This window comes from Picosynechococcus sp. NKBG042902 (assembly GCF_963864045.1).
GTDB lineage: Bacteria > Cyanobacteriota > Cyanobacteriia > Cyanobacteriales > MRBY01 > MRBY01.
Map to the genome: position 1 here is coordinate 1 of NZ_CAWLTV010000075.1, position 16,326 is coordinate 16,326.

Sequence of the window (16,326 nt, forward strand, 5' to 3'; positions counted from 1 at the left end):
CCCAGAAATTCACAACTTTCAATATCTGTAAAGTTGGATACGGGCTAGTTTATGGTTTGATGCACCTCTAGTGAACCAAAGGAGGATTAATATCGCCTTGATGTTGGATTAATGGCAGGTTAAAGATCCAAGAATAGACGGATAGTGGTGTGTTGGAAATGTGACAAAAAAGTTGACATAAACACAAAAGCGGTTAAGAAAATGCGTAAAGAGGCTTTCTAGGGGGATTCTCTCGCTACAGTGAAATTATTGGCAGAGGCGACAGGCGATCGCCCCAGGCCATGTAATTTTAGACAATGGGAAATTCAACTATGCAAGGACTTAACGACTGTCTCCGCCATAAGGTTGCGTATGTGGCGATCGGTGAATTTAAACCTGGACGGTTTGCCCAGGCCCAAACCCTTTATGAAAAAATTGTGTCTAGCTATTCAGAGGGATTCCAAGGGGCTTTTTTGCTGCAAAAAATGGGGCCAAACAGTGATCAAGGCATTGCGATGATCCTTTGGGACAACATCGAGGATATGGATAAAAATCAGACGGAGCTTAGCCAAAAAATTATGGCGGAAATGAATCCTCTCTTTGCAGAACCGCCAGAAACAGATTTTTACCAGGTTTGCAGTGAGGTTCAACCATAGGGAGGGGACTTCTTCCGAGCGGCGATCGCCTTTCCCAGGGCAGAACCCCTTCCGGCCTATGGCCACCTTCCCCAGGGAAGGATTTATTAGCTTTCGGCGGCGAGTTGTTCGAGTTGAGCCTGTTGGTCTTGGGAGATGCAAGCCTGGAGCATATCCTCAATATCTCCTTCTAGGGCCGGGGCTAAGGAAAAGTTTTGGCCTAGGCGGTGATCTGTGACGCGATTATCTTTGTAATTGTAGGTGCGAATTTTTTCGGAACGGGCTCCGGTACCCACCTGGGATTTGCGCATGGAACTGACTTCCTCTTGCTGTCGCTGGAGTTCCATCTCATAGAGCTTTGCCCGGAGAATTTGCATTGCCCGCTCTCGGTTCTGTAATTGCGATCGCTCTTCTGTACAAAAGACGCGGATTCCCGTCGGTTTGTGGAACAGGTCAACGGCCGTTTCTACTTTGTTGACGTTCTGGCCCCCAGCACCGCCAGAACGGGCGGTGGTCATCTCAATGTCCTTGGGATCAATTTCTACTTCGACATCATCAACTTCTGGCATCACAGCAATGGTTGCTGTGGAGGTGTGAACCCGCCCCCCAGCTTCGGTGACAGGCACCCGCTGGACTCGGTGAACGCCAGCTTCATACTTTAATTTGCTGTAAACTTGTTCCCCTTGAATTTCTAGGATGACGGCCTTAAAGCCCCCCATGTCGGCGGCCGATTCACTCAGGAGTTTCACCCGCCAGTTTTGACCTTCGGCATAGCGAGAATACATACGGAGCAGATCCCCAGCCCAAATGCTCGCCTCATCGCCCCCTGTTCCGGCGCGAATTTCTAACATGATGTTCTTTTCGTCGTTGGGATCCTTGGGTAACAGCAGAATCTTCAGGCGATTTTCGAGGGTATCAATGGTATTTTCAAGTTCCTCGACTTCTAAAGCCGCTATTTCCTTCATTTCGGGATCTCCGGCGGATTCTTTGAGGATTTCCTTTGCTCCCCGGAGTTCTTCTTGTGCTTCTTTCCACTGATTGAAGGTATTTACTGTTTCTTCGAGGGAGGAGCGAATTTTTGCCACCCGTTGCAGTTCATCGGGGTTCGTCGCGATGTCGGGATCGGCCAGGCGTCGGGTCATTTCCTGGAAGGTTTGTTCGACGGACTTTAGTTTATCGAGTAAGTATGCTTCAGCCATAATGCACAGAACGTTTTTACGCTAGGGGAAGGAAAGAGATCCCTAAAAAACAAAGGAACCCAGCAGGGGGCTGCCGGGTTGGGAAAACTCAAGGAAATACCTATTTCTGGTCGTCGGAATTGTTGCTGAGCATACCGTACTTCCGGAGGAAACGGTCTACACGACCTTCGGTATCGATAATCTTTTGAGTTCCGGTGTAGAAGGGGTGGTTACCAGACCAAATTTCAACGTTGATTTCAGGTTGGGTAGAACCAATCGTCATCACAACTTCACCGTTACAGATGACTTTGGCGTCTGGGTACCATTCAGGATGAATATCAGCTTTGGGCATGGGAATTATTCTCTAATCAATTTAGTTTAATAAAATGCATAAAGGCGATCGCCACAGTAGCCATAACGAACGCCAGACCAAATAATTAACGCTTGGAGAACTGAGGCGCTTTGCGGGCCTTGTGTAAACCGTACTTTTTCCGTTCCTTACAGCGGGGGTCACGGGTCAAATAGCCTTCAATTTTTAAAGGCTGGCGGTTGTCTGGATCCAATTCACACAGCGCACGAGCAACACCTAGCTTCACGGCATCTGCTTGACCAGTCAAGCCACCACCATGGGCATTCACAAGAATGTCATACTCGCTTTCTAGGCCCAGGGTTTCCAGGGGAGACTTTAGCACCGCAAGGTAACCAGGAATCCGGTTGAAATAATCTTCCCCGGAGCGGTTGTTAACAACAACTTTGCCAGAACCAGGTACAAGGCGTACCCGGGCAATGGATGCCTTACGACGACCTGTTCCCCAGTAAATAGGGCGATCTTGAGTAGCGGTTGCGTTCATTAGTTATCTCCTCCGGGAATAGTATTGATGGTCAGAACTTCGGGTTGTTGGGCGGCATGGGGATGTTCAGTCCCAGCATAGACCTTTAGCTTGGTGAACAAACGACGACCAAGGGCATTTTTCGGCAGCATTCCTTTCACTGCTTTTTCGATAATGCGCTCAGGAATCCGGTCTTGCAGCTGATTAAAGGTTTCAACTTTCATCCCACCAGGACGACCGGAGTGACGACGGTAAAGCTTTTGCTCAGGCTTGCGACCCGTCACAACCACTTTTTCGGCATTCACGACAATCACAAAATCCCCAGTATCCATGTGGGGAGTGTATTCCGCTTTGTTTTTGCCCCGGAGTACTTTGGCAACTTCGCTGGCTAAACGACCCAAGCGTTGGTCAGCAGCATCGACCACGTACCATTTCTGGTCGAGGGTTTCTTGTTTCGGTAAAGGTGTCTTAATCATAAAATTTTTGCGCTAGATGACGCATAAGGAATTCAACTAATGAGTTAGTAGAAAAGTTGGCTGGGTATCAAACCAAATATGGGGTGGAAACAAAGGCTCAGGATAACCAACCCTAAGTAAACATAAGCCTTTTGCTGGGGCTGAATATTTTACAAGGTGTCGCTTCTCATTTTTCCAAATATCTTGGAATTGCGCTAAAGAAAGTTTACCTTGTCCAATGTCCACTAGCATCCCGACCAGTAGGCGAACCATCCCATACAAAAACCCATTGGCTTGAATTTCTATATGAATAAAGGAGCCTCGACGGGAACATTCTGCTGCCTGTACATTGACCCATGCATGGGATCGCTTGGAACCAGTCCGTTGAAAAGCAGCGAGGTGATGTTCACCCAATAGGGGCGTCAGGGCTGCTTGGATGAGAGTCTCATCGAGGGAAGCTTGGTAATAATGCCAAGCATAGGGCTGAATGAACAGGTTTGGGGTTGGGTGGGTATAGATGGTGTATCGATACCGTCGCCATTGGGCAGAAAATTGTGCGTGCCAATCCTGGGGAACTTCGCAAGCACCACGGATATTGATATCGGGTGGCAGGCGATCGTTGAGGATTTTGGCCCATTTATAACCAGGGATTAGGCTTTCACATTCAAAGTGGGCGAATTGTCCGGCGGCATGGACACCACTATCGGTTCGGCCGGCACCATGAATTGTGATTTTTTTGCCGACAACGGTGGAGATTGTCTCTTCAATGACGGCTTGCACTGTTCTTTCTGCTGTTTGCCGTTGCCAACCACAAAAGTGAGTGCCGATATATTGGATGACCAACGCGATGCGTTTTCTGGGGTTGGCTTGGGACATGGGCATGGACAGTTGGCAGATTAGTCTGGGTTAGACTAATTCGATAATTGCCATTTCTGCGTTGTCACCGCGACGACGAACGGTGCGCACAACGCGGCTATAACCCCCTTGGCGATCGCCATAGCGATCTTTTGCTTGGGCGAACAGGGCATGGACAAGATCTTTGTCGTACATATAGCCCAAAGCCCGACGACGGGCAGCCAAGGAACCATCTTTTGCCAAGGTGATCATGCGATCCACTTCAGAACGAACCGCCTTAGCCCGCGCTTTGGTGGTTTTTACTTGGCCATGGCGAATCAGTTGAGTGGTGAGGGCACGTAAGAGGGCCTTCCGTTGATCCGCCGGTCTCCCCAATTCGGGAACGCGACAACCGTGACGCATTTTTTCTTCCTCCCTAGGATGTAAACAGTACAGTCAATGAAAAATCAAATAAATTTAAACTTACTTCGCCGTTTTTTCTTCCGGTAAAGTAATGCCTAAACGGGTTTTGAGGGCGTCGATCACTTCTTCAGCTGATTTTTGACCAAAGTTTTTGATTTCTAGCAAATCTTCTTGGCTATAGTCTAAAAGATCAGCGACAGAGTTGATTTGCGCCCGCTTGAGACAGTTGTAAGCCCGTACCGATAGCTGTAATTCTTCGATGGGAATTTGGCTAGTGGGGTCTTCGTCCTCTTGCAACTCATCTTGGATGGCTTCGAGGGTGAGATCCTTGAGGGGATTAAACAGTTCAACGGCGATCGCCGCTGCCTGGGATAATGCTTCCTCTGGCTTAATACTGCCGTTTGTCCAGATTTCGAGAGTTAGGCGATCGCGAACCGCGTCTCCCTCACTATGGATACTATCGACGCTATAGTTCACCTTAGTGACTGGCATGAACACCGCATCAATCTGTAGAAAATCTAAAGCAGTGGCCTCGTCCCGATTCCGCTGAACGGCGCGATAGCTTTTCCCCTTCTCGATCCGAAACTCCATTTCCAGCTTTGCACCATCAGCGAGGGTCGCAATATACTGGGTCGGATCTACGACCTCCACCTCAGAAGGCAGATCAAACTGAGCCGCAGTCACTTGACCAGGGCCAGTGGCTGTTAAGCGGCCAATCTGAGGCTGATGGGTGTAGCTCTTGAGAATGATTTCCTTCATATTGAGGATAATCTCAAGGGCATCTTCCCGCACACCAGGGATCGTCGCAAACTCATGGTTCACGCCACCAATCCGCAGCGCTGTTACGGCGGTTCCTTCTAAGTTAGACAGTAGAATTCGTCTGAGGGAATTGCCGAGGGTTGTTCCTTGACCCCGCTCTAGGGGTTCAAAGACAAACTTGCTATATTGACTTTGATTTTTGTGTGTTTTGCTTTCTACACACTCGATTTGAAACTGTGTCACGCTTTTTCTGATCTCCCGTTTTTCGCGATCTGAGCCAGGCACCAAGCCTTCAGACAAGATGGATATTTACTTGGACTGATTTTCCTGTTGTCAAGGATTCAGTCGCAGAGGATTTATACCCGTCTACGCTTGGGCGGACGACAACCATTGTGGGGAATGGGGGTAACATCGCGAATCAAGGTAATCTCCAAACCAGCGGCTTGTAGAGCACGAATCGCAGTTTCACGACCCGCACCGGGGCCACTCACCATCACTTCGATTTGGCGCATTCCTTGTTCCATTGCGCGGCGAGCTGCGTTATCAGCGGCAGTTTGGGCAGCAAAGGGAGTCCCTTTTTTCGCCCCTTTAAAACCACTTGCACCGGCAGAAGACCAGGACACGGCATCGCCTTTGGTATCGGAGATGGTGACGATTGTGTTGTTAAAGGTGGATTGAATGTGGGCAACACCGTTGGGGATATTCTTTTTAACCTTCTTAGGGCTGCCTTTCTTTTGTCGTGCCATAATTTTAATCTGTAGAAGATAGGATAAATGCGTAGCTTTGTGAGGTAAAACTCAAGGGATTAACGCGGTGCTTTCTTCTTACCGGCAACAGTGACGCGACGACCACGGCGGGTGCGGGCATTGGTCCGGGTTCTTTGACCACGTACGGGCAAACCTTGGCGATGACGACGGCCCCGGTAGGTGCCGATGTCCACCAGACGCTTGATATTCATGGACTCTAGACGTCTGAGATCCCCTTCAACTTGGTAGTTGTCGGTAACGTAAGACCGGAGCTTAAGAGCATCTTCGTCAGATAGATCCCTTACTCTGGTGTCGGGGTTTACCCCAGTGTTTGCGATGATCTCCTGGGCTCTTGATAAACCAATGCCATACACATAGGTCAGGGCAATTTCAATGCGTTTATCGCGGGGAAGATCAACACCTGCAATTCGTGCCACGATTTTTTCTCCCTAAATGAACAATTTCAATAATTTATAAGTTACGGAATAAATGCCTCAGCGACTTCTACGGTTTACCCTTGACGTTGCTTGTGCTTGGGATTGGCGCAGATCACCATGACACGACCGCGACGGCGTATCACGCGACATTTATCACACATTTTTTTGACGGATGCTCGAACTTTCATAGGTTTTCAGGTTAGATTTAGCAATTTTCTATATATTGATTCTGCTATGAACCGATTGGCGATTAGCACAAAACTCCGCAAGCTTATCATCATAGCAAGTTTTTTTGCTATTGAATATAAGAAACGGATGGGATTGGCTTATTTTTTTCGGAGTCGGTAGGTGATCCGCCCTTTGGTTAAGTCGTAGGGGGTCAGTTCTACTTTGACGCGATCGCCCGGTAAAATTTTGATGTAATTCCGGCGAATTTTGCCAGAGATGTGGGCAAGCACATTAAAGCCATTGTCCAAGTCAACCCGGAACATAGCGTTGGGAAGGGACTCGGTGACGGTACCTTCCATTTCAATTAGATCTTGTTTAGACAAAACAAATAGATCTCCTAATAAATTTCATCAATCGGCATCGAGTTCTAACCAGGAGTTATGAAGCGATCGCCTGCTCTAGGGCGGCGGTAACTTCTTCGAGGGAGCGATCGCCATCGACGGATTTCAGAGAACCCTGTTTTTGGTAGAAGTCAATCACTGGGGCTGTTTGCTCCCGGTAAACTTCTAAACGACGCCGAATGGTCTCCTGGTTGTCATCTTTTCTGCCACGACTTAGTAAGCGTTCTACCAATGTGGCATCGGGAACTTCCAAGTTAAGGGCAACGTCACATTGCTGCTTCAGCTCAGTGAGTAAGGTGTTAAGGAACTCGGCTTGGCTCACATTGCGCGGAAAACCATCCAAAATCCAGCCTTGCTGGGCATCTTGCTCCTGTAGTCTTTCGCGAATTAAATTCAGAATCAGACTATCGGGCACTAATTCACCACGATCCACAAACCCCTGGGCCTGTTGGCCAAGTTCTGTTTGATTGGCGATCGCCGCCCGGAGAATTTCGCCAGTAGAAATGTGGGGGATTCCACAAGACTCTGCCAAAACCTGAGCTTGAGTGCCCTTGCCAGCCCCTGGGGGCCCCAAAAAATTAACCTTACTCCCTGAGCCATAACGCCTCTATTCCCATCCAAATTGCTTACTAAATCAACAAAGAGTTTAGATATTCCAGCTAATATCTAAACCCTGCTAAAAACACTACTGTTTAACCATGCCTTCATAACGCTGGGAAATAACATAGGTTTGAATTTGCTTGGCTGTGTCAATCGCAACCCCCACCAAGATGAGTAGGGAAGTGGCCCCAAAACCCCGTAGGGTCGTGACCCCCGTTGCCCCTTCGACAAAAGTAGGAACCGTTGCAACTAAGCCAAGGAAAATTGCCCCCAATAGGGTCAAACGATTGATCACTTTTTCGAGGTATTCACTCGTGGCCCGACCAGGACGAATGCCAGGAATACTAGACCCCATCTTCTTCAAGTTCTGGGCCATATCTACCGGATTCACGATCAAAGACGCGTAGAAATAGCTGAAAAAGAGAATCAAAGCGAGATAGACCAACACATAGGGAATTCTGCCCGGTTGTAGCAGTGTCGAAATTGTGGCGATCGCTTGACCAAAGAACCCTTCCCCTGAGCCAGCCAGACCCGCCAAAGAAGAAGGCAGCACCAGAACAGCCGAGGCGAAAATAATCGGCATTACCCCACCCTGATTCAGTCGTAGGGGCAAGTAGCTTGTGCGTTCCCGATAGAGCTTACGACCCACCTGACGACGGGCAGAAACAATCGGAATCCGGCGTGTCCCTTCTTGCACAAACACAATCCCGACAATCATGATCAGAAAAACGACCAGCAGCAAGATGACTTTAGCAATCACTGCTCGACCACCAGTCTGGGCAAATTCAATAGTATTGCCTAAAGTTCTTGGTAATACGGCCACAATGTTGACGAAAATCAACAGAGAAGCCCCATTGCCTAAACCTTTTTCGGTAATCAGCTCAGAAATCCACATCACAAAGACAGAACCTGCCGTCAGTGCTAATGTGGTTTCCAACACGAAAGTAAAACCAGGATCTAAAGCATAGGGGCGCAGAATTTGCAGCGTAATCCCAAAACTTTGTAAAGCCGCCCAGCCCACCGTCACATAACGGATAATCTGGGAAATTTTACGACGCCCAGCCTCACCATCATTCTTTTGCATATCCTCAAGGGCAGGAATAGCCGCCGTCATGAGCTGCATAATAATTGAGGCATTGATGTAGGGAAGGATCCCTAGGGCAAAAATGCCGACAGCGGAAAGACCACCACCGGCAAATACATCTAGAAAGCCCAAGAGAGGAGAATTTTGGATCCCCTCACTTAGAGCCACCCGGTCAATGCCGGGGATTGGAATAAAAACGCCAAACCGAACAAGAACCAAAAGACCAAGGGTGACAAGCAGACGACCCCGAAGGCCAGCGGCTTGTGCCATTTGCATAAAGGTTTCCTGGGCGGTTGGTGTTTTTTCGCGACTGACAACCATAGTGATGTTCTCTTCGGGAGTTTACGTAATGAACAGTTCTAAGAAGTATTAAGCAACCTTGATAAATTCTAACTTAGTGCTTTGTTCCCGAATTTTTCTAGGCTTCACAACTGCCGCCAGCCGCCTCGATTTTTGCTTTAGCGCCGTTAGAAAACGCCGCCGCAGTTACTTTGAGAGCAACGGACAATTCACCATCACCAAGAACCTTGAGGGGGCCATCGTTGGTGGTGACAATGCCTGCTGCCATTAAGCTTTCAAGGGTAACTTCTGTATTGGCTGGCAGGTCAGCTAATTGGCCAACATTCACAATGGTGAAGTTTTTCGGATTCACGATGGTGAAGTGCTTTAGCTTCGGTACACGGCGGTAAAGGGGCATTTGTCCCCCTTCAAATCCAGCTTTTGTACCAGTACCAGAACGGGATTTTTGACCCCGCATGCCGAAGCCACAGCTTGCGCCTTGGCCAGCAGCGATGCCACGGCCGACACGACGACGACGCTTCTTTGACCCCGCTTTAGGGGATAGATTGGATAACTTCATGGTTTTTTTGAGTAAACGTTTTACTAATGTCCTTAGCCCGCCAAATTAGGGTTAGGCATAGATCCGTTCGATAGAAACGCCACGCTCTTGGGCAACGGAAGAGAAACTCCGGAGGTTACCCAATGCATCAACGGTCGCCCGAGCATTGTTCAGGGGGCTACTAGAACCCAATTGTTTGGCGAGAATATTTTTCACACCAGCGAGTTCGAGTACAGTCCGCACAGCACCACCAGCAATTACACCGGTACCGGGAGCAGCGGGACGCATCATTACTTTTGCGCCACCCGCAACGCCATTGATCCGGTGGGTAATGGTGTTGGTTTTTGTTAAAGGAACATCGACAACGTGTTTTTTCGCATCGGAGACACCTTTGCGAACAGCACCAATGACATCTCCTGCTTTACCGACGCCAACGCCGACCTTTCCGGTCTCATTGCCAATGACAACAATGGCGCGAAAACTGAGTTTCTTACCACCCTTGACAACTTTGCTGACGCGACGGATTTGGATCACACGCTCTTGCCAGTTTGTTTCTTTTTCTTTGTTCTTTGATGATTTACGACGCTTTGCCATAATTATTTTCCTAATGATTTCATCAACAGCTTAAAAGTCCAGACCGGCTTCTCTAGCGGCATCTGCTAAGGCTTTGACACGACCATGATAAAGGTTACCGCCGCGATCAAAGACGACTTTGGTAATGCCTTTTTCGAGGGCGCGCTTGGCAATGAGATTACCGACTGCAGTGGAAGCTGAGATGTTACCACCGGATGCGAGTTCGCCCTTGAGATCTTTGTCTAGGGTAGAAGCAGCGACTAGGGTATGTTGCTTCTCATCGTCAATCACCTGGGCATAGATATGCTTGTGGGAGCGGAATACTGCTAAACGGGGGCGATCGCCAGTCCCTTCGACACGACGGCGAATACGGAAATGACGACGCTGCGTGAGTTGTTTGCGAGTTGCTTTCATCTCTACTTCTTACCTGCCTTACCAGCTTTACGTCTGATGTATTCACCTTGGTAGCGGATCCCTTTACCTTTGTAGGGTTCAGGAGGTCTGACAGCACGAACTTTAGCAGCCGTGTTACCCACAACCTCTTTATCAATACCAGAGATGATCACTTGAGTATTTTTTTCACCCATAGCCGCAGTCACGCCTTCAGGCATTTGCATTTCTACAGGCTTACTGTAGCCCACATTAAGGGTGAGCTTATTTCCCTGTACCTGGGCCCGATAACCAACACCGATAATTTCGAGTTGTTTTGAGTAACCCTGGGAAACGCCTTCAATCATGTTAGCCACGAGGGTGCGGCACAAGCCATGACGTTCGCGGGCCGTCCGAGAGTTATCCACGGGGGAGACAACAACGGTGTTGTCTTCTTGGGTGACAGTTACTTTTTCGGGTAATGTCCGCTCAAGGGAACCTTTCGGGCCCTTAACCGCAACATTGGCACCATTGAGGGTAACGGTCACTTTGTCGGGGATGGGAATTGGTTTTTTACCAATACGAGACATTCGTTTTTCTCCTGATATCAACTTCAGCCACGATTACCAGACGTAGCAAAGAATTTCACCACCAATACCTTCTTTACGGGCTTGGCGATCTGTCATCACGCCTTTGGAAGTTGAAATAATCGCAATTCCAATCCCACCGAGCACGCGAGGCAAGTCTTTGTGGTTACTGTATACCCGAAGCCCCGGCTTACTTACCCGTTGAAGTTTTTGGATAATCGGTTGACGATTACGACCTTTGTACTTCAGGGAAATAACAAGGTGTTTTTCAATCCCTTCACCTGCTTCGGTGTAGTTGTCAATGAAACCTTCGTCCTTCAGCACTTCAGCAATGCTCCGGGTCATGCGAGTCATCGGGACTTTTGTGTTGTCATGCTGCACCATGCACGCATTACGGATGCGGGTGAGCATATCGGAAATGGTATCGTTAGCCGCCATTATTACCTTTAATCTCTCCTAAGATTTAGCTTTCACGGAAGGGCATACCCATTTCTCTCAGCAGCGCACGACCTTCTTCATCGGTTCTCGCGGTGGTGATGATGGAAATGTCCATTCCTCGGATTTGATCAATGGAATCGTAGTCAATTTCAGGGAAAATCAGTTGCTCACGAATCCCTAAGCTGTAGTTGCCACGTCCATCGAAACTTTTAGGGCTGATGCCACGGAAGTCACGGATGCGGGGCAGGGCTAAGCTGATGAGACGATCCAAAAAGGAATACATTTTTTCGGAGCGCAGCGTCACCATCACGCCGACGGGCATCCCTTCCCGAATCTTGAAGCCGGCGATCGCCTTTTTCGCACGGGTGATTACGGGGCGTTGACCAGTGATGGTTGACAGTTCCTTGATGGAAGACTCCATCGCCTTGGCATTAGAAGAAGCTTCCCCGAGACCCCGGTTCACTGAAATTTTGACAAGCTTGGGCACTTCATGGACATTGCTGTACCCAAACTGCTCCGTTAATTTAGGAACAATATTGTCTTGATAAAGGGTTTTGAGTCTTTGAGACATAGATTTTACGTTTAACCTCCCTGGGCTTGGTCAGGGAAAAACTAAATGTAGATAAAAATTTCAAGAAAAGCCGATTAGTCGATCACTTCACCGGTTTTCTTTAATACACGCACTTTACGGCCATCTTCAGTCAGCTGGTAGCCAATGCGACTAGCGACTTTTTCCTTCTCGGAATAGTGCATCACATTGGAGCTGTGGATCGGTGCTTCAAAGGTTTGAATCTGACCCGACTCACCTTCCTGTTGAGGCTTGACATGCTTGGTGCGGATATTGACATCCTTGACTACGACTTTGCTGGATTTGGGCAGAGTCTTAATGACTTCGCCTACTTTGCCTTTGTCGCGACCAGAAATGACTTGAACCGTATCACCCGTTTTCACATGCATTTTGTGACGTGTGGGGGTGGAACTTTTGCGTCCTGCCATGGTTAAATGACCTCCGGTGCAAGGGAAACAATTTTGGTGAAGTTTTTATCCCGTAACTCACGGGCGACGGGACCAAAAACACGGGTGCCTTTCGGATTGCCTTCTGCATTGATAATGACAGCGGCATTGTCATCGAAACGAATACTCATACCGCTAGCACGGCGGAGTGGTTGACGCGTCCGCACGATAACGGCTCGAACGACATCAGATTTTTTGACACCCATGTTGGGAATTGCTTCTTTAACAACAGCGATGATTTGATCGCCGATGCCACCATAACGACAATTCCCTGTACTCAGAACCCGTAAGCACATCAGTTTACGAGCACCGCTATTATCGGCAACATTAAGATAGGTTTGTTGTTGAATCACGGCTTTACGGTAAGGGTAAAGAAAATAGATTAGGGTCAACAGTTAGTTAAAACTATTGGTTGAGGATTTCGGCAATAGTCCAGCGCTTGGTTTTGCTGGTGGGAGGGGTTTCGCGAATACGAACGCGATCGCCAACTTTGCACTTATTTTCCTCGTCGTGGGCTTTAAAACGCTTGGTCTTAACCACGATTTTTTTGTATTTCGGGTGGGGAGAGCGGTTTTCCACAGCCACAATCACGGTTTTATCCATCTTGTCGCTGACGACCATTCCCACTCTTTCTTTCGTAGCCATACGAGATTCTGTCTCCTACTTTTACTGAGCTTGGAGTTGTCTTTGGCGCTCGACTGTCATCAACTGGGCGAGACGGTGACGAGCATGCTTGATCTCATGGGTTTTCTCCAGGCGACCAGTACCTTGTTGGAGACGGAGGTCAAACAATTGTTTCTTGACGGCAACGATTTCGTCAGCAAGCTCTTGGTCATTGAGTTTGCGAGCATCTTCAATCTTGGGTAAAGGCATGATTTAGATATACTCCTCGTTGCGGGTGATGAACTTGGTTTTAATCGGCAGCTTTTGGGCCGCAAGGCGCATGGCTTCACGGGCGATCGGCTCAGCGACACCATTCATCTCAAACATGATCCGGCCAGGCTTAACCACAGCAACCCAGAATTCAGGGTTACCTTTACCAGAACCCATACGGGTTTCTGCCGGACGCATGGTGATGGGCTTATCGGGGAAAATTCGGATCCAAATCTTACCACCCCGCTTGATGTAACGGGTCATCGCACGACGGGCGGCTTCAATTTGACGGGCGGTAATCCAACTGGGTTCCACGGCTTGGAGCGCGTAGTCACCAAATTGAATGTTGTTGCCGCGATACGCCATTCCCCGCATGCGACCGCGATGCTGCTTCCGGAATTTTGTACGTTTTGGACTTAGCATTGTTTCCTAAAGGGTAAACAGTGAGGGTAGAAAATTAAATTGCCAGTAGTTGGGCAATTTATTGTTCGCTACGGTCTTCAAACTGCTGACGTCGGGATTTACGACGGGGCAGAGGGGCAGCATTAGCGGCAGAAGTTTCTTCTTGACCCGGAATAATTTCGCCTTTGAAGATCCAAACTTTAATCCCAAGAATTCCGTAAATGGTTTGGGCAGTTTTGTAAGAGTAGTCGATGTCAGCGCGGAGTGTGTGTAGGGGAACACGTCCTTCGCGCACCCATTCTGTCCGGGCAATTTCTGCGCCGTTTAAGCGACCACTTACCTGGATTTTGATCCCTTGAACTTCTGCTCTTTGGGCCCGTTGAACGGCTTGGCGAACAACCCGACGGAAAGATACCCGTCGCTCAAGTTGCTGAACGATATATTCAGCAATGAGGGCAGCGTCGGCGTCAACGCGGTTAACTTCGACAACGTTGATGCGGATTTGGCGCTGATCGCCAAGGACATCCTGGAGACCCGTTCTGAGGGCTTCGATGCCAGAACCACCACGGCCAACGACAACACCGGGCCGGGCAGTGTGAATCTCTAGGTCAACTTGATCGGCTTTGCGTTCGATCAAAACTTTAGAGATACCAGCGTTATTGAGGTTTGCGTCAATGTGCTGGCGGATTTTGTAGTCTTCCTGCACGAGGGCAGGGTATTGTTTGGGGTCGGCGTACCACCGGGAGAGGTGCTCTTTTGTAATCCCCAAACGGAAACCAACTGGATGAATTTTCTGTCCCACGGTTTGTTCCTTTTGATGTTTACGATCTACGACAGGTTAGGAGTACTATTCGGCAGCACCAGGGGCCACAGCAACGGTGATGTGACAGGTGGGCTTACGAATTTGATAAGCACGTCCTTGGGCCCGGGGGCGGAACCGCTTCAACACGGGGCCAGCATCAGCAAAGGCTGCACTAACAACGAGATCGGCGGGGTCTAACCCTTCGTTATGCTCTGCATTAGCAACGGCAGATCGTAAAACCTTCAGTACAGGTTCACAAGCGCGATAGGGCATAAATTCGAGAATGATTAAGGCTTCGCGGTAGCTACGGCCACGGATCTGATCGAGGACTCGTCTGACCTTGATCGGAGACATCCGAATATAGCGGGCGATCGCCTTGACTTCAGTTTGAGTATCGATAGTCATTGTTTTCTTTAACCCTTATCGACGTGCTTTCTTATCACTCTTGGCATGACCCTTGAAGGTCCGTGTGGGGGCAAATTCTCCCAGCTTGTGACCTACCATTTGCTCAGACACAAAAACAGGCACATGTTGGCGACCGTTGTGAACGGCGATCGTGTGACCCACCATCTGAGGCAAAATTGTCGATGCCCGTGACCAAGTTTTAATCACTTGTTTATCACCGGAAGCATTGAGCTTCTCGATTTTTTTTAGGAGGCTGTCCGCGATGAACGGACCCTTTTTCAGTGAACGACCCATAGTTTCTTACAGCGTGTAATGAACAAAAATAGATAATTAACGGCGACGGCGCACAATCAAAGAGCTACTTTGCTTCTTCTTCTTGCGAGTCTTCTTACCGAGGGCAGGTTTACCCCAAGGCGTCACAGGACCACTGCGACCAATGGGTGCTCTACCCTCACCACCACCATGGGGGTGATCTACCGGGTTCATAACACTACCGCGGACTTGGGGCCGACGTCCCAGGTGACGGGTTCTCCCCGCTTTCCCAAGCTTCAAGTTCCGAGCTTCGGCGTTGCCCACTTTGCCAATGGTGGCGTAGCACTCTTTGCGAACCATCCGGACTTCCTTGGAAGGCAGCTTGATGGTGACATAATCACCTTCTTTAGCGACCAATTGGGCAAAAGCACCCGCAGAACGAACCATTTGGCCACCACGACCGGCATAAAGCTCAATATTGTGGATTTCAGTACCAAGGGGGATTTTGTAGAGCGGTAAAGCATTGCCGATTTCGTAGGGCGCTTCTTCCCCAGCGATAATCGTGTCACCGACGCCAAGGCCAGCTGGTTGCAGGATATAGCGTTTTTCGCCATCTTCGTACTGCACCAGGGCGATGCGAGCATTCCGGTTTGGATCGTACTCAATCGCAATCACCTGGGCGGTCATATCCCGCTTGTCGCGGCGAAAATCGATCAGACGATAAAGGCGCTTGTGGCCACCACCCCGGTGACGACAAGTGATCACACCACGGTTGTTACGGCCTTTTTTGCGGTGTTTGTATTTGGTAAGAGATTTTTCCGGTTTGGATTTGGTAATCTCCGAAAAGTCAGAGACCGTAGCCTGACGAGTTCCCGGAGTATATGGTCTAAATGAACGAATACCCATGATTTATTCAAGTGAATGACGACTATACTTCTGGGAACAATGTGATTGTATCCCCTTCTGCCAAGGTGATGACTGCCCGCTTGTACTGGGGTTTGAAGCCCATAAAGCGACCGACGCGCTTTTTCTTGCGGGGTGGCCGACTGGTGTTGACCTTAACAACTTTGACTTCAAACAGAGTTTCAATGGCTGCTTTGATGTCGGTTTTTGTTGCTTTGAGAGCAACATCAAACACATATTTGTTGTCTTCAAGCAGAATTGTCGCCTTTTCACTAACAATGGGCTTGAGAATTAGATCGGCGAGGTCACGGGTTGGAACCCGGCTCGCGGTAGGCATTCTA

General features: G+C 48.9%; 30 protein-coding genes. 1 reads left to right on the forward strand and 29 read right to left on the reverse strand.

Annotated features, from left to right (window positions below; genetic code table 11):
- Nucleotides 1-311 precede the first annotated feature (311 nt).
- Nucleotides 312-635: a hypothetical protein gene (locus AACR41_RS12870; protein WP_030006180.1), complete on the forward strand. Its 324-nt coding sequence runs from the start codon at nt 312-314 to the stop codon at nt 633-635.
- 86 nt (nt 636-721) lie between these two features.
- Here AACR41_RS12870 and prfA read toward each other — a convergent pair whose 3' ends face one another.
- The 29 genes from prfA to AACR41_RS13015 all read right to left on the reverse strand — a co-directional run bounded on the left by prfA (nt 722) and on the right by AACR41_RS13015 (nt 16,322).
- Nucleotides 722-1,813 (reverse strand): peptide chain release factor 1, encoded by a 1,092-nt coding sequence (gene prfA, locus AACR41_RS12875; RefSeq protein WP_030006181.1) that lies wholly within the window; start codon nt 1,811-1,813, stop codon nt 722-724.
- 100 nt (nt 1,814-1,913) lie between these two features.
- Nucleotides 1,914-2,144 (reverse strand): 50S ribosomal protein L31, encoded by a 231-nt coding sequence (gene rpmE / locus AACR41_RS12880; RefSeq protein ID WP_012306663.1) that lies wholly within the window; start codon nt 2,142-2,144, stop codon nt 1,914-1,916.
- A gap of 85 nt (nt 2,145-2,229) precedes the next feature.
- A complete protein-coding gene (gene rpsI / locus AACR41_RS12885; protein ID WP_012306664.1) occupies nt 2,230-2,643 on the reverse strand; it encodes a 30S ribosomal protein S9 in 414 nt (137 codons plus the stop codon).
- Nucleotides 2,643-3,098 carry a 50S ribosomal protein L13 gene (gene rplM, locus AACR41_RS12890; RefSeq protein ID WP_012306665.1) on the reverse strand — a complete coding sequence of 152 codons (456 nt, stop codon included), beginning with the start codon at nt 3,096-3,098 and terminating at the stop codon, nt 2,643-2,645. The genes rpsI and rplM overlap by 1 nt, the downstream gene beginning before the upstream one ends.
- 36 nt (nt 3,099-3,134) lie before the next feature.
- Nucleotides 3,135-3,959 (reverse strand): tRNA pseudouridine(38-40) synthase TruA, encoded by an 825-nt coding sequence (gene truA / locus AACR41_RS12895; RefSeq protein WP_030006182.1) that lies wholly within the window; start codon nt 3,957-3,959, stop codon nt 3,135-3,137.
- A 24-nt stretch (nt 3,960-3,983) separates the two neighbouring features.
- Nucleotides 3,984-4,334 carry a 50S ribosomal protein L17 gene (gene rplQ / locus AACR41_RS12900; protein ID WP_012306667.1) on the reverse strand — a complete coding sequence of 117 codons (351 nt, stop codon included), beginning with the start codon at nt 4,332-4,334 and terminating at the stop codon, nt 3,984-3,986.
- Nucleotides 4,335-4,394: 60 nt separating this feature from the next.
- A complete protein-coding gene (locus tag AACR41_RS12905) occupies nt 4,395-5,336 on the reverse strand; it encodes a DNA-directed RNA polymerase subunit alpha (RefSeq protein ID WP_012306668.1) in 942 nt (313 codons plus the stop codon).
- Nucleotides 5,337-5,449: 113 nt separating this feature from the next.
- Nucleotides 5,450-5,839 carry a 30S ribosomal protein S11 gene (gene rpsK, locus AACR41_RS12910; protein WP_012306669.1) on the reverse strand — a complete coding sequence of 130 codons (390 nt, stop codon included), beginning with the start codon at nt 5,837-5,839 and terminating at the stop codon, nt 5,450-5,452.
- A gap of 59 nt (nt 5,840-5,898) precedes the next feature.
- A complete protein-coding gene (gene rpsM, locus AACR41_RS12915; protein ID WP_012306670.1) occupies nt 5,899-6,276 on the reverse strand; it encodes a 30S ribosomal protein S13 in 378 nt (125 codons plus the stop codon).
- Between the two features lie 74 nt (nt 6,277-6,350).
- Nucleotides 6,351-6,464 (reverse strand): 50S ribosomal protein L36, encoded by a 114-nt coding sequence (rpmJ, locus tag AACR41_RS12920; protein ID WP_071819462.1) that lies wholly within the window; start codon nt 6,462-6,464, stop codon nt 6,351-6,353.
- A gap of 138 nt (nt 6,465-6,602) precedes the next feature.
- Nucleotides 6,603-6,827: a translation initiation factor IF-1 gene (gene infA, locus AACR41_RS12925; RefSeq protein WP_006276978.1), complete on the reverse strand. Its 225-nt coding sequence runs from the start codon at nt 6,825-6,827 to the stop codon at nt 6,603-6,605.
- A gap of 55 nt (nt 6,828-6,882) precedes the next feature.
- A complete protein-coding gene (locus AACR41_RS12930; protein ID WP_030006183.1) occupies nt 6,883-7,419 on the reverse strand; it encodes an adenylate kinase in 537 nt (178 codons plus the stop codon).
- A gap of 111 nt (nt 7,420-7,530) precedes the next feature.
- Nucleotides 7,531-8,850 carry a preprotein translocase subunit SecY gene (gene secY / locus AACR41_RS12935; RefSeq protein ID WP_012306672.1) on the reverse strand — a complete coding sequence of 440 codons (1,320 nt, stop codon included), beginning with the start codon at nt 8,848-8,850 and terminating at the stop codon, nt 7,531-7,533.
- 97 nt (nt 8,851-8,947) lie between these two features.
- A complete protein-coding gene (gene rplO, locus AACR41_RS12940; RefSeq protein WP_030006184.1) occupies nt 8,948-9,388 on the reverse strand; it encodes a 50S ribosomal protein L15 in 441 nt (146 codons plus the stop codon).
- Nucleotides 9,389-9,439: 51 nt separating this feature from the next.
- Nucleotides 9,440-9,961: a 30S ribosomal protein S5 gene (gene rpsE / locus AACR41_RS12945; protein ID WP_012306674.1), complete on the reverse strand. Its 522-nt coding sequence runs from the start codon at nt 9,959-9,961 to the stop codon at nt 9,440-9,442.
- Nucleotides 9,962-9,991: 30 nt separating this feature from the next.
- The gene (gene rplR, locus AACR41_RS12950) at nt 9,992-10,354 is read right to left on the reverse strand and encodes a 50S ribosomal protein L18 (protein WP_012306675.1); all 363 of its coding nucleotides are present in this window, start codon (nt 10,352-10,354) and stop codon (nt 9,992-9,994) included.
- A gap of 2 nt (nt 10,355-10,356) precedes the next feature.
- Nucleotides 10,357-10,899 carry a 50S ribosomal protein L6 gene (rplF, locus tag AACR41_RS12955; RefSeq protein ID WP_030006185.1) on the reverse strand — a complete coding sequence of 181 codons (543 nt, stop codon included), beginning with the start codon at nt 10,897-10,899 and terminating at the stop codon, nt 10,357-10,359.
- A 33-nt stretch (nt 10,900-10,932) separates the two neighbouring features.
- The gene (rpsH, locus tag AACR41_RS12960) at nt 10,933-11,334 is read right to left on the reverse strand and encodes a 30S ribosomal protein S8 (RefSeq protein WP_030006186.1); all 402 of its coding nucleotides are present in this window, start codon (nt 11,332-11,334) and stop codon (nt 10,933-10,935) included.
- Between the two features lie 25 nt (nt 11,335-11,359).
- Entirely contained in the window at nt 11,360-11,905 is a 546-nt protein-coding gene (gene rplE, locus AACR41_RS12965) for a 50S ribosomal protein L5 (protein WP_030006187.1), read from the reverse strand.
- A 74-nt stretch (nt 11,906-11,979) separates the two neighbouring features.
- Nucleotides 11,980-12,330 carry a 50S ribosomal protein L24 gene (gene rplX / locus AACR41_RS12970; protein ID WP_012306679.1) on the reverse strand — a complete coding sequence of 117 codons (351 nt, stop codon included), beginning with the start codon at nt 12,328-12,330 and terminating at the stop codon, nt 11,980-11,982.
- A gap of 2 nt (nt 12,331-12,332) precedes the next feature.
- Complete coding sequence (gene rplN, locus AACR41_RS12975) at nt 12,333-12,701, reverse strand: 50S ribosomal protein L14 (RefSeq protein ID WP_012306680.1); 369 nt, start codon at nt 12,699-12,701, stop codon at nt 12,333-12,335.
- A 52-nt stretch (nt 12,702-12,753) separates the two neighbouring features.
- The gene (rpsQ, locus tag AACR41_RS12980; protein WP_012306681.1) at nt 12,754-12,993 is read right to left on the reverse strand and encodes a 30S ribosomal protein S17; all 240 of its coding nucleotides are present in this window, start codon (nt 12,991-12,993) and stop codon (nt 12,754-12,756) included.
- 21 nt (nt 12,994-13,014) lie between these two features.
- Complete coding sequence (rpmC, locus tag AACR41_RS12985; protein ID WP_030006188.1) at nt 13,015-13,221, reverse strand: 50S ribosomal protein L29; 207 nt, start codon at nt 13,219-13,221, stop codon at nt 13,015-13,017.
- A 3-nt stretch (nt 13,222-13,224) separates the two neighbouring features.
- Nucleotides 13,225-13,644, reverse strand: a complete 420-nt coding sequence (rplP, locus tag AACR41_RS12990; RefSeq protein WP_012306683.1) for a 50S ribosomal protein L16 — start codon at nt 13,642-13,644, stop codon at nt 13,225-13,227.
- A gap of 58 nt (nt 13,645-13,702) precedes the next feature.
- Nucleotides 13,703-14,425, reverse strand: a complete 723-nt coding sequence (rpsC, locus tag AACR41_RS12995) for a 30S ribosomal protein S3 (RefSeq protein WP_012306684.1) — start codon at nt 14,423-14,425, stop codon at nt 13,703-13,705.
- Between the two features lie 45 nt (nt 14,426-14,470).
- Nucleotides 14,471-14,830: a 50S ribosomal protein L22 gene (rplV, locus tag AACR41_RS13000; protein WP_030006189.1), complete on the reverse strand. Its 360-nt coding sequence runs from the start codon at nt 14,828-14,830 to the stop codon at nt 14,471-14,473.
- A 15-nt stretch (nt 14,831-14,845) separates the two neighbouring features.
- On the reverse strand, nt 14,846-15,124 hold the full coding sequence (gene rpsS / locus AACR41_RS13005) for a 30S ribosomal protein S19 (protein ID WP_012306686.1): 279 nt from the start codon (nt 15,122-15,124) through the stop codon (nt 14,846-14,848).
- A 36-nt stretch (nt 15,125-15,160) separates the two neighbouring features.
- A complete protein-coding gene (rplB, locus tag AACR41_RS13010) occupies nt 15,161-15,988 on the reverse strand; it encodes a 50S ribosomal protein L2 (RefSeq protein WP_030006190.1) in 828 nt (275 codons plus the stop codon).
- Nucleotides 15,989-16,010: 22 nt separating this feature from the next.
- Nucleotides 16,011-16,322, reverse strand: a complete 312-nt coding sequence (locus AACR41_RS13015; protein ID WP_030006191.1) for a 50S ribosomal protein L23 — start codon at nt 16,320-16,322, stop codon at nt 16,011-16,013.
- Between the last annotated feature and the right edge of the window lie 4 nt (nt 16,323-16,326).

Excerpts from the sequence above, each read along its gene's own strand:
- AACR41_RS12870 (WP_030006180.1), top strand. The coding sequence starts at position 312 with ATGCAAGGACTTAACGACTGTCTCCGCCATAAGGTTGCGTATGTGGCG.
- prfA (WP_030006181.1), bottom strand. The coding sequence starts at position 1,813 with ATGGCTGAAGCATACTTACTCGATAAACTAAAGTCCGTCGAACAAACC.
- rpmE (WP_012306663.1), bottom strand. The coding sequence starts at position 2,144 with ATGCCCAAAGCTGATATTCATCCTGAATGGTACCCAGACGCCAAAGTC.
- rpsI (WP_012306664.1), bottom strand. The coding sequence starts at position 2,643 with ATGAACGCAACCGCTACTCAAGATCGCCCTATTTACTGGGGAACAGGT.
- rplM (WP_012306665.1), bottom strand. The coding sequence starts at position 3,098 with ATGATTAAGACACCTTTACCGAAACAAGAAACCCTCGACCAGAAATGG.
- truA (WP_030006182.1), bottom strand. The coding sequence starts at position 3,959 with ATGCCCATGTCCCAAGCCAACCCCAGAAAACGCATCGCGTTGGTCATC.
- rplQ (WP_012306667.1), bottom strand. The coding sequence starts at position 4,334 with ATGCGTCACGGTTGTCGCGTTCCCGAATTGGGGAGACCGGCGGATCAA.
- rpsK (WP_012306669.1), bottom strand. The coding sequence starts at position 5,839 with ATGGCACGACAAAAGAAAGGCAGCCCTAAGAAGGTTAAAAAGAATATC.
- rpmJ (WP_071819462.1), bottom strand. The coding sequence starts at position 6,464 with ATGAAAGTTCGAGCATCCGTCAAAAAAATGTGTGATAAATGTCGCGTG.
- secY (WP_012306672.1), bottom strand. The coding sequence starts at position 8,850 with ATGGTTGTCAGTCGCGAAAAAACACCAACCGCCCAGGAAACCTTTATG.
- rplO (WP_030006184.1), bottom strand. The coding sequence starts at position 9,388 with ATGAAGTTATCCAATCTATCCCCTAAAGCGGGGTCAAAGAAGCGTCGT.
- rpsE (WP_012306674.1), bottom strand. The coding sequence starts at position 9,961 with ATGGCAAAGCGTCGTAAATCATCAAAGAACAAAGAAAAAGAAACAAAC.
- rplR (WP_012306675.1), bottom strand. The coding sequence starts at position 10,354 with ATGAAAGCAACTCGCAAACAACTCACGCAGCGTCGTCATTTCCGTATT.
- rplF (WP_030006185.1), bottom strand. The coding sequence starts at position 10,899 with ATGTCTCGTATTGGTAAAAAACCAATTCCCATCCCCGACAAAGTGACC.
- rpsH (WP_030006186.1), bottom strand. The coding sequence starts at position 11,334 with ATGGCGGCTAACGATACCATTTCCGATATGCTCACCCGCATCCGTAAT.
- rplE (WP_030006187.1), bottom strand. The coding sequence starts at position 11,905 with ATGTCTCAAAGACTCAAAACCCTTTATCAAGACAATATTGTTCCTAAA.
- rplX (WP_012306679.1), bottom strand. The coding sequence starts at position 12,330 with ATGGCAGGACGCAAAAGTTCCACCCCCACACGTCACAAAATGCATGTG.
- rpsQ (WP_012306681.1), bottom strand. The coding sequence starts at position 12,993 with ATGGCTACGAAAGAAAGAGTGGGAATGGTCGTCAGCGACAAGATGGAT.
- rpmC (WP_030006188.1), bottom strand. The coding sequence starts at position 13,221 with ATGCCTTTACCCAAGATTGAAGATGCTCGCAAACTCAATGACCAAGAG.
- rplP (WP_012306683.1), bottom strand. The coding sequence starts at position 13,644 with ATGCTAAGTCCAAAACGTACAAAATTCCGGAAGCAGCATCGCGGTCGC.
- rplV (WP_030006189.1), bottom strand. The coding sequence starts at position 14,830 with ATGACTATCGATACTCAAACTGAAGTCAAGGCGATCGCCCGCTATATT.
- rpsS (WP_012306686.1), bottom strand. The coding sequence starts at position 15,124 with ATGGGTCGTTCACTGAAAAAGGGTCCGTTCATCGCGGACAGCCTCCTA.
- rplB (WP_030006190.1), bottom strand. The coding sequence starts at position 15,988 with ATGGGTATTCGTTCATTTAGACCATATACTCCGGGAACTCGTCAGGCT.
- AACR41_RS13015 (WP_030006191.1), bottom strand. The coding sequence starts at position 16,322 with ATGCCTACCGCGAGCCGGGTTCCAACCCGTGACCTCGCCGATCTAATT.